6 protein-coding genes are annotated in these 9,924 nt (G+C 26.3%); 3 read left to right on the top strand and 3 right to left on the bottom strand.

Annotated elements, in window-relative coordinates; genetic code table 4:
* Positions 1-3,373 (top strand): hypothetical protein (locus tag OF364_RS02630; RefSeq protein ID WP_263774098.1); only part of this gene is annotated, 3,373 nt, incomplete at its 5' end.
* Between the two features lie 128 nt (positions 3,374-3,501).
* Here OF364_RS02630 and OF364_RS02625 read toward each other — a convergent pair.
* Positions 3,502-3,831: a Vmc-like lipoprotein signal peptide domain-containing protein gene (locus tag OF364_RS02625; protein ID WP_205851476.1), complete on the bottom strand. Its 330-nt coding sequence runs from the start codon at positions 3,829-3,831 to the stop codon at positions 3,502-3,504.
* 161 nt (positions 3,832-3,992) lie between these two features.
* Positions 3,993-5,324: a C1 family peptidase gene (locus OF364_RS02620; protein ID WP_263774097.1), complete on the bottom strand. Its 1,332-nt coding sequence runs from the start codon at positions 5,322-5,324 to the stop codon at positions 3,993-3,995.
* 164 nt (positions 5,325-5,488) lie between these two features.
* Here OF364_RS02620 and OF364_RS02615 point away from each other — a divergent pair, with 164 nt between their 5' ends.
* Both OF364_RS02615 and OF364_RS02610 read left to right on the top strand, forming a co-directional pair.
* Positions 5,489-6,406 carry a gamma-glutamylcyclotransferase family protein gene (locus tag OF364_RS02615; RefSeq protein WP_263774096.1) on the top strand — a complete coding sequence of 306 codons (918 nt, stop codon included), beginning with the start codon at positions 5,489-5,491 and terminating at the stop codon, positions 6,404-6,406.
* 2 nt (positions 6,407-6,408) lie between these two features.
* Entirely contained in the window at positions 6,409-8,091 is a 1,683-nt protein-coding gene (locus OF364_RS02610) for a GIY-YIG nuclease family protein (RefSeq protein WP_263774095.1), read from the top strand.
* A gap of 64 nt (positions 8,092-8,155) precedes the next feature.
* Here the strand turns inward: OF364_RS02610 and OF364_RS02605 are convergent, their stop codons facing one another.
* Positions 8,156-9,859 (bottom strand): S41 family peptidase, encoded by a 1,704-nt coding sequence (locus OF364_RS02605; RefSeq protein ID WP_205851472.1) that lies wholly within the window; start codon positions 9,857-9,859, stop codon positions 8,156-8,158.
* Between the last annotated feature and the right edge of the window lie 65 nt (positions 9,860-9,924).

Below are 9,924 nucleotides of genomic sequence, written 5' to 3'. Positions count from 1 at the left end.
GCTTTTAGAGAGCCTAAAAGAATCTTTAAAAACTGCTGAAGATAAAGCTAAGGGTGAAGAAGAAAGAATTAAAGGTATTATTGAAGAAATTGATAGAAAACTTCAAGAAACAGCTCAAAAACTTCAAACTGCTAAAAATGCTGAAGGAAAATATGATACTTCTGTAATTGCACTTGATGCTTTAAATACTCAAATCACTCAAAATAATGATTATCAAACAGACCTAAAAAAGGATGCTAAAAATAAAACTCCTAAAATTACAGCTAAATTAGAGGAACTAAAAAATAAAACAACTGAAGCCAAAACTAAACATGATGACTTAGTAAACAAAAATACTCAATTGAAATCTGAAGTAGAAACTAAATTATCTGATGCTCAAAGTTCATGAAATGCAGCTAGAACAGATTTAGATGCAGCTATAGCAAACAAGAATGAAACTAAACTAAAAGAAATAAAAACTGCTTTAGAAGCTTCATTAGAATTAGCTAAAGCTGCTAAACAATTCGCAACTGATAAAGATTATGATACATTTAGAATAAATTCAGAAACTTTAATAAATGATATAGAAAGAGACCTAGATAAAATAAAAGAAGCTCTAGAAGGTGTTGAAAGAGACAGAATTGCTAAAGTTAAGGAAAAACTTGAAACTGTTATTAAATCTCTAGATGATTTAATTAAGAAAAATGATCATGCTAATAAATATGACAGTACAAGAGCATATGTAACTCAATTAAATAATTTAATCAATACCATTGAAAATGATGTTTATGATATATACAACAAACCAGAAAATACTAGTGTTGCTGAACTAAATCAAAAATTAACAGAACTTAAAAATAAACTTGATGAAGCTAAAAGACATTCTGAAGCACAAACTAAAGCAGCTGATAATATCAAAAAAGCTCATGATACAGCATATGAAAATTGAAAAAATAATGAATATAAACAAGCTCAAGATGCTGATAATGCTAACCCTCAAACTGCAGTTGAAATCCTTAAAGTTGTTCAAAAATATGAATCAGCTAAAGAAAAGCTTTTAGAATTAATGAATAAAGCTCAAACTCAAGAGTATATCGAAAACAATACAGCTCAAACAAACGATAAAACTGATATTGAAAATAGAATTAATGCCTTAAATGCTTTAGCTATTCAAAAAGGCGAAGAACAACAACTTAAAGATCAAGCTCAATATCTAATCGATAACTTAAATTTATTTTATGATAAATTGAAAGATGAAGAAAATTTTCAAAAAATTGAAAATATGTTAAATCTAATAGGTCCTGAAATTATTAATAGGTCAAATAATTTTATAGAAAACAATAAAAATAAAGATTTCTTAAAAACTATAATTGCTGAATTAAAAACTATTACTAAAAAAGTTGAACAGTTAGTTAAACAAAAAGTTGAATTTATTGAAAACGCCAAAAAAGCAAATAAAGCTAAATTTGAGGAATTAAAACAAAAACGTCTTGATGCATATGATTTATTGCATGCTTATAAAAAAGAGACTAATATAACTGATGAAGAGTATTTAAATCTATATCGTGACAAAATTCAAAAGATAATTAAAACTTTTGATGAATTATCTAAAGAAATAAGCGATTTATATGCTAAAACTCTAAGTCAAGGTGACAATATTTCGAACCAAATAGGACATGAAAAAGCAGAATGGGCATATGATATTACTTATGCAAATATGCATTTATTGGCTCCTAAACCTTCAATTAGAGGTTCTTTTAAAGCGCCTAGATTTATAACTAAAAGTGATTTTGAATTTCAAATTGATCCAACTAAATATCAGGCATTAGTAGAAAGAATGACCATTGATGATTTAAGTGGCTCAGTATATATAAGATTAAAAATACTTCTTAATGCCAATCAAGGTGTTTTAATTTCAAAAGAATATAAACTAACAACACAACCATATGTAGCAACTATATTTAAAAACTTCAGACCAAAAAATGATGTAGTAGATTCATTAGAAGATGTCAAAAATGATCTATTATCTGGCGGTTCTAGTCAAGAACGCATTAATACTTTGAAAAAATATTTTGAATGAGATAATGATTTATTACCAGATGAAGAGCTATTTAGTATTGAAGTTTCTGATGAAGATACAATAGCACTTAATTTATATACAAGGATTAGTAGATCTGCTGGAATATATAATGAAGGTAATTCGAGTTATAATTCAAAACACCATTACCCTATGGGTCTAAAAGACAAAATCAATGAAAACCGTAAAAGATGAATTGAACAAAATTATAGAAAATTTGCTTCTGCAAACTTATGAGAAGTGTTGGATAAAAAAAATCGACTTTCGCAATTAAGTGTTGATGATGTAAGATTAAAAAATATGCCTGTCCAATTACCTAAAGGAATGGAATTTAAAAAATTCTTTATTTCTCCTAATGAAAATGAAGGTAGCATTAAAATTGTTTATAAAATAATTGATCATAATAATAATGCTAATGATAAAACTTATCAAACAGCTGAGCTTACTGGACTTCAAAAATACATTCCAAAAGTAGAAGTGGTATTTACTGATAGATTTCTAAAAGTAGGAGAAGTTTCAAATTATATTTATACACTTGGGCAATTATTTCAAAGATTAATTCATACTACCCCTTATAAAGATATTAAAAGTGATCGATTTTTACAAGATCATAGATACAATATTTGATATTTTGGCAAACTTTATTCTGCACCTGGAGAACCAAAAGCAGAAAATATAAATGTTAAATATTCAGATAATAAATATGGCGTAATAATTAGTTATGATGTCACTTATGAGGCAATAACTGGGCGTTATTATGACCCCTATGATGATCAAATTAAGTTACAAATACGAAATAAAATAGCTAGAGTAAATGATCATTATTTTGATTTTCACCTACTAGCAAAAGCACTTGCTTTTGCAAGTGTAAGCACTCATGGTTTAAAACCAGATCAATGGACAATTGAAAAATTACAAACTAGTTTCCCTGGAACAGAAATTGATGGAAATAATGATATATATAAAGATTTTGTAAAAAAACAAAAATCATTCATGCAAAATTCTAAGAGCTCTTATTTTGCTAGATTGGTAGAACAAAATAAATTTAAATCTGGAGAAATTCCTTCAAATATCGAAATACAAAAAGAGCTTGTTAGAGAATGAAAACAGTGAACGAAAATTTTATCACCATTATTGGATGAAATTATAAGAACAACTTCTGCAAATGAAAAACACAAAATTCAAAGAAAAGTAAGTGATATAAGAAAATGAGGATATTTAACCCCGCACATTCAACACGAAATTTCGTTCAGGAAACTCCTTGTTTTCGTAACTGACAATGATAATACGCTTGATGAAAACTTCTTTAATGTTTAAGAATTTAATATAAAATAAAACAAGTTGATTTAGCTTTAAAAGGCTAAATCAATTTTTTGTGCTTGAAAAATTTTGAAATATAAAAACATCTCGTTTGTGTGGAGATGTTTTTATTATATATATTAAGACTATTTATCTTTCTTTTCTGGAGTCTTTTTTTCAGCTTCTTCAATTAGTTTTAAAACTGCGTTTAGAGCTTCTGTTTGTGCTTTATATTCATCATCAGTAACTTTGTCACCTTTGTCTGTTATAACTTTTTTGGCTGCAGCAACTGAATCTATTCATGCTTTTTTAGTAGCATCTTCAAGTTTTGAAGCCTTGATTTTATCTTCAACTTTCTTTAAAGTTTTTTCGAATTCTTTTTTAGCAGTATTTGAACATGATACTGCTGCAAGAGGAACAACTGCAGCTGAAGCTACTCCCATTAATGAGAATAATATTTTTTTATTTTTCTTCATAATTTTTCCTTTCAAGCCATTATTTTACTATATGTTTTTTTTTTTTTTTTTAAGTTTTTTATTGTTTTATTGATATTTAAAACACTAAATGCTTAAAAATAGGCTAAATATAGGCACTTAATATAAAAATATGCTTTTTAAAAAAACTAAATAAAAGTTAATTATTTTGCTAAAGCACCCATAGGATCTCAAGGTGCTACAGTTATAACTTCAGAATTTTCATAAATGTCTAAAGCTTCTTTTGATAGATAACTTTTATCAACCATTATTTGATATGTAAATTCATCAAATCATTGGTCTGACATTGAAAATACTCCTTCACGTCCAATCTTAGTACCTCAAGAGTTTTCAACTTGTCAATTTATAGGATTACCTTCTTTATCTAAATTAACGCCAGTAAACACCATTGCATGAGTTAGTAATGATTCACCATATTCTAATCTCTTGCCCTTTGTTCATTTTGGAAAATAACCATATACATCTTCATATTTAAACATTTCATGATCCATAATCCCAACAATACTTTGGCTCATTTTACCAACATCACATCCAAATCAAACAGGTTCACCATTTTTAATTGATTCAATAGCCATTTTCTTTAATTCATTTATTGGTAAGTTTAAGTGTTTTATTTGTTTGCCTTCTACTACATTTCCTAAATATTTAATAGTATATGTTTTATTATATGGTTTATCTATAGTTGGAGAGTTTATTACACTAACCTTATTATCCAAGTTTCAGCCTACCACATTTTTAAAGAATTGTTGAGGACTCATGGTTTCTAATCTATGATATTTTCCATCCTTATCTTCATATTCAAAGTTAACTACTTTAGGAGGATTTCCTAAAGATTTAACTAAAATATTATATACATAATATAAATAATTTTCTTTTAAAGCATTAAGTTTATTAAGATCTTTTGACTTTTTATATTCTTCTCTTATTTCAAAAGCAAAGTATCTTAGCATTGAAACTAAATATGAATTCATATTATATGTATTAGAAGAACTAAAAGTTTCTGGCATATGATCTTTAGGTACTATTCCATATTTATTTAAAATAGCACTAAACATATCTCATTGTCCACCATCTTCTAATGGTGATTTTAATAGATGACTTACTACCCTTGAATCTGTTTGTTCATTTACAGTATCAATTATGGCATCTAAAAAATAATTAGATCTTTCTAGTTTGTCTCAAAAAAGTGTGTATGTCTGCGAAAACTCTGTTGTTTTTAAATCAAACTTTTCCATAGTTTTTACTCTTGCTGTATTAAGAGCAGCAAACATTCAACATCTTCCACTTTGTTTTTGTTCTGTTACATTACCTTTTTTAGTGGTATGTGAAAATTGAAAATTATGTCTTCTTAAAGCATCTTGGTTAATTGAAGCTTCTTTAATTCCTACTTTGGCGACCGCATTTTCAACAGCTTTATTAGTAGCATCTGAATTATATTTTTCGCTAAATTTTTTTAGCAGTTTTTCATTTATCATAATATAAACCTTTCTATTTATTATTAATAATTTAATATTAAATATTAATTAATTATAGTATTTTTAGTCTCAAAACATTTAAAGATATTAAACTCTCAAGCATTTGATATAATTTTTATTAATTAATTTATATTATTTAAATGTTAAAGTTAGGAAAATAATTTATGGAAAACAATAAAATATATATTTTTGGATATGCCACAATTCAAGACCCAAGATTTTATGAAAAATTTATTTCAAAACACACTCTAAAAAGACCAGCCATTTTAAATGGTTATGTTAAATGCATAGATTCGGAAAATAATTTTTTAATAAAAAAAGATAATTCGGGTCACATTGATGGCTGGCTTTTTGAAGTTTCAAAAGAAGAACTTTTTACAATTGATCGTTGAAATAAATACCCTCATTATCAACGGCACACAGTAAATGTGCTAGCAACTGATAAAAATGAAATTATTGAAAATGTTGAAATTTATACAAAACTAGAGCTTGGCGAAGTATTTTTAGCACCTGAAGATAAAGAGATATTACAAAAACTATATGTAAATGAAAAAGAACTAAATTCTTTTTTAAAACTAGAAGACATGAACAAAAACTCAAATTTACTTGATAAAAGCATTATTTTCAAATTAAATGATGCGGATTTTAACAAAATTAAAAATGTAAGCCACCCATATATGGTTTTAGTAATAGAAGATGTTATTAAAAAACAATACTTATTTGAACACTATGCTTTAATTCCATTAAAACTAGATGGAATGAATTATGCACTGCTAGTATCGTTTGCTCAAAATAATGGTTTGAATTGTAAGTTTTATTATGATTCATGAGAAAACGATAAATTTAATGCTTCTTTAAATATATCTTGAAAACCATTATATGATTTTGATGGCAGCTTTATAGCTAAGCTAAAACCTGATAAATATATTAATTTAAAATGAGATCCTAACATTAAAATGCCAAAACTTGGTGGTTACAATGACAAAACATTTGAATATGTTATTTCTGATTTTGATATTGATCCATTTAAGAGACTAAATTTAATAATTGGCATTCTAAAAGAATATAAAAACTTAAAATAAATATGATAGATAAAACTGAAATTGCTAATGTACCTTCTAAGCCTGGTGTTTATTTTTGAAAAGATAAAAATGACCAAATTATATATGTAGGTAAAGCCAAAAACCTAAAAGCAAGGATGAAACAATATTTTGATCCGCAAATGCTTAATTCTTATAAAACACCCAAAATGCTACAGGAGATAGCATCTTTTGAAATTACAGTTCTAAACACCGAAAAAGAAGCTTTAATGTTTGAAAGACAAAGCATTTTAAAATATAAACCATTTTATAATGTCCTATATCCTTCCCAAACATCTTTTCCTTATTTATGTATTAAAAAAACTAAACATGAATTGGTAATTAAAATAGTGTCTAAATATAAAAAAACCAAGGACACAATTTTTTATGGTCCTTTGGTTTCTAATATTTCATATAAACCCCTAGAAAAATACCTAATTCATTTGCTTTTATCTAAGGATGGAATGATCGTTAAAAAACAATCTCAAGAATTTATTAACGAGGGCTTTGAATTAGCTAAAAAACTTATGAAATTCGATAGGTCTTTTAAAAAAGAATTAGACAACAAAATTTTAGAAGCAATTGACAATCGTCAATATGATTTAGCCAAAGAATATAATGATGTTTTGCAACTAATAACTAAAAAAGATGACACTCAAAATATTGAACTAAAAACAAATCAAAATTTTGATGTTATTGGTTTTTTTGAACAAGATTCAATTTTATTTATTACTATTATGAACTATCGCAGTTCGGCTTTAATTAATAAAACTGATTTTGCTTCAGAGATTAAAATTTCAAAAGAAACAAGTATTAATGAGTTTCTTAACCACTATTATCATTTTAATGAATTACCAGATTTTATTTTGTTTCCAGAAAATTATATTTTTAAAGAACTTGATTTAATTAATTTAATTAAGACACAATTAACTAAACAATATAGAACTTTAGTTGATATAGCAAATGATAATGCTAGAAGCAATTTACAAGCTAAAATTCAAAATTTCATTACTAAGCAAAAAAATCTTGAAACTACTATTGAACGTCTTTCTTCAATTCTTGGCACTAGTGCAAAACGACTAGTTATATTTGATAATTCCTTTTTAAAAGGTACTGATGAAGTAGTTGGAGAGGCTTGTGTTTATATTAACGGATTATTATCCAAGGCTTTAAGTAGAGCATTTATATTGAAAAAAAACAATTCTCGTAATGCTGATGTGGAATATATGTATCAAAATGCTGAAACTTTTTTAAGTGAATATCACAAATTAGTAGATTTAATTATTGTTGATGGTAATCAAAACCAAATTAATGAAGTTAAAAGAGTATGTCAAAAATACAATTTAAATAAACCTATTTTTGGTTTAATTAAAAATGATAAACACCGCACTAAAGTTTTAGTTGATATTAATAATCAAGAAATTAATATACCGTATGAAGATGTATTTAATTTTTTAGGCTCAATTCAAATTGAAGTGGATAAATATGCCAAAAATTATTTTAATAAAAGACATCGTTCTAAAATGTTTAATAACCCCTTAAAAAATATTAATGGTATAGGAGAAAAAACTATTAATAAACTATTAGATTTTTTTGGAACATATAATAATATCATTGAAGCTTCTTTAGAAGAACTATCCAAAGTAATAAGTTTAAAACTTGCTAAAAAAATAAAAGAAAATTTTTAGTTTTAAAAAACCTTGACAGCATTTAATGTCAGGGTTTTTAAAATACATTTTAAATGTGTAATTGCTATTTATTAATTTCAGTAACTAAAAGATTTAAATCATAAAAATCATCATATGATATTTCAATATCAACAGGAACACCAAATTCTAGGTCTTGTTTTTTATCATCATTGATAAATCAACCTGTATCTTGTGAACTGATAATTGTTGAAGTACCATCCTGTAAAACAATAGGTATTATAGATGCAGTTCCACCACCTGATTTTTGACCAATAATTTTAGCGATTTTAAGTTCTTTAGAAGCAGCTGCAAACATATTAGCGGCACTAAAGGTATTTTTGCCAGTTAAAATAAAGTAATTAAATTGACTGAAAGCATCATCGTCATTAAAGTTATTATCTTTGTTTGCATCAATTTGATATGTGGTGGTTGAGTTTATATTTCATAAAGTATCAAGAGAATGAGTTTTAATGTCTTTGTTTGTAAGTAAGCCAAGTGTTCTTAGCATTGCTCCAATATTTCCCCCACCATTTTGTGAAATATCAAATACAACATTTTTCACTTGAGGGTGCTTCGTTGCAATAGTATCTAATTTTTCTCTAATAGTTTCAAATGTATCTTTACCATAATCAGGTAATTTTAGATCTTTATCAGCAGCAGCATGAAATTCATCAAAAATAATATAAGCAGTATTATCTTTAATTAAGAATTTTTTGGCATCATGTTGTTCTTGCAACGTTTTACGAGCTTGCTTAAGCTTATTGCTTATTCTAGTTGATTCTTTAAATTCTTCACTCTTATTTCTTGCAGCATCATCAATTTTTTGGGTTGGATTAGTATGGAAACCATACATTCTTAAGCTAGTATGTAGTTCATTTAATTTTTTATAAAACAAATTAGAGTATGCTTCATTATATTTAGTTGGGTCATTTGAAATTAAAAGAGCTTTTTGGTCTTTATCAATAAATTTTTCAAAACTATCAATATTTTTAATTTTCTTTAAACCGTAGAAATGATCTAATGTAAATAGTAAGTTGTAATAGTTATCCAATCTTTGATAATCATTTTGAGCTTTTTGAGATAATCATATGCTTCCTTGAGACTTAAATTCTTCAATTCCTTGAGTTCTGTCACTTAAATCAAAAAATGTTCCAAGAACTGTATCACCATTAAAGTACATGTTGTAATAATTTTGACTACAAAATAGAGTATTATAAACACTAAATGGAATTAAAGTTTTCGAATTTTCATAAACAATATCAATGTGATATTTGCCTAAATCATAAACATATTTTGTTGATTGTTCTTTAATATCTTCACCCTTAGTTTTAATTTGTCTAGAATAATTTGTCTGGCTAGAATTTCTAACTAAAGTTTGGAAAAAGTATGGTGAATCTATTTCAATGGTGTCATTAACAAAATCAAACACTATACTATTAAAACCTAAAATACTTAGTCCAGAAGCGTCATATCTAACTTTACCTTCTTTTGAATATAATTTTTTATTTCAATAACTTCTTTTATAAAAGCCTCTTAAAGTTTTTGACATATCTTCAATTGCTACATAAGGAATTGAATTTTTATTTCCTCTTTTGAAGTATAAATTAATTTGGTTGCTAGAAATTGGATAATGACCTGAGGCTAAATTTCTAAATTCAACTGCCGTTTTTTTAAATTCGCCCTTAACTGATACATCAACACAAGAAATTGCAGCTAAAGGTGCCATGAATAACATAGTTGAGCCTATTGCTAATACTTTCTTTTTCATTTTTCCTCCTCTAATAAAGATTAATTAATGTTACAACAAATTACACTATTAATTGACAAATAACA

Source organism: Mycoplasma enhydrae (assembly GCF_025779955.1).
GTDB lineage: Bacteria > Bacillota_I > Bacilli_A > Mycoplasmatales > Metamycoplasmataceae > Metamycoplasma > Metamycoplasma enhydrae.
The sequence above is the reverse complement of the archived record's forward strand: the minus strand, read 5'-3'. Positions and strand labels throughout refer to the sequence as shown.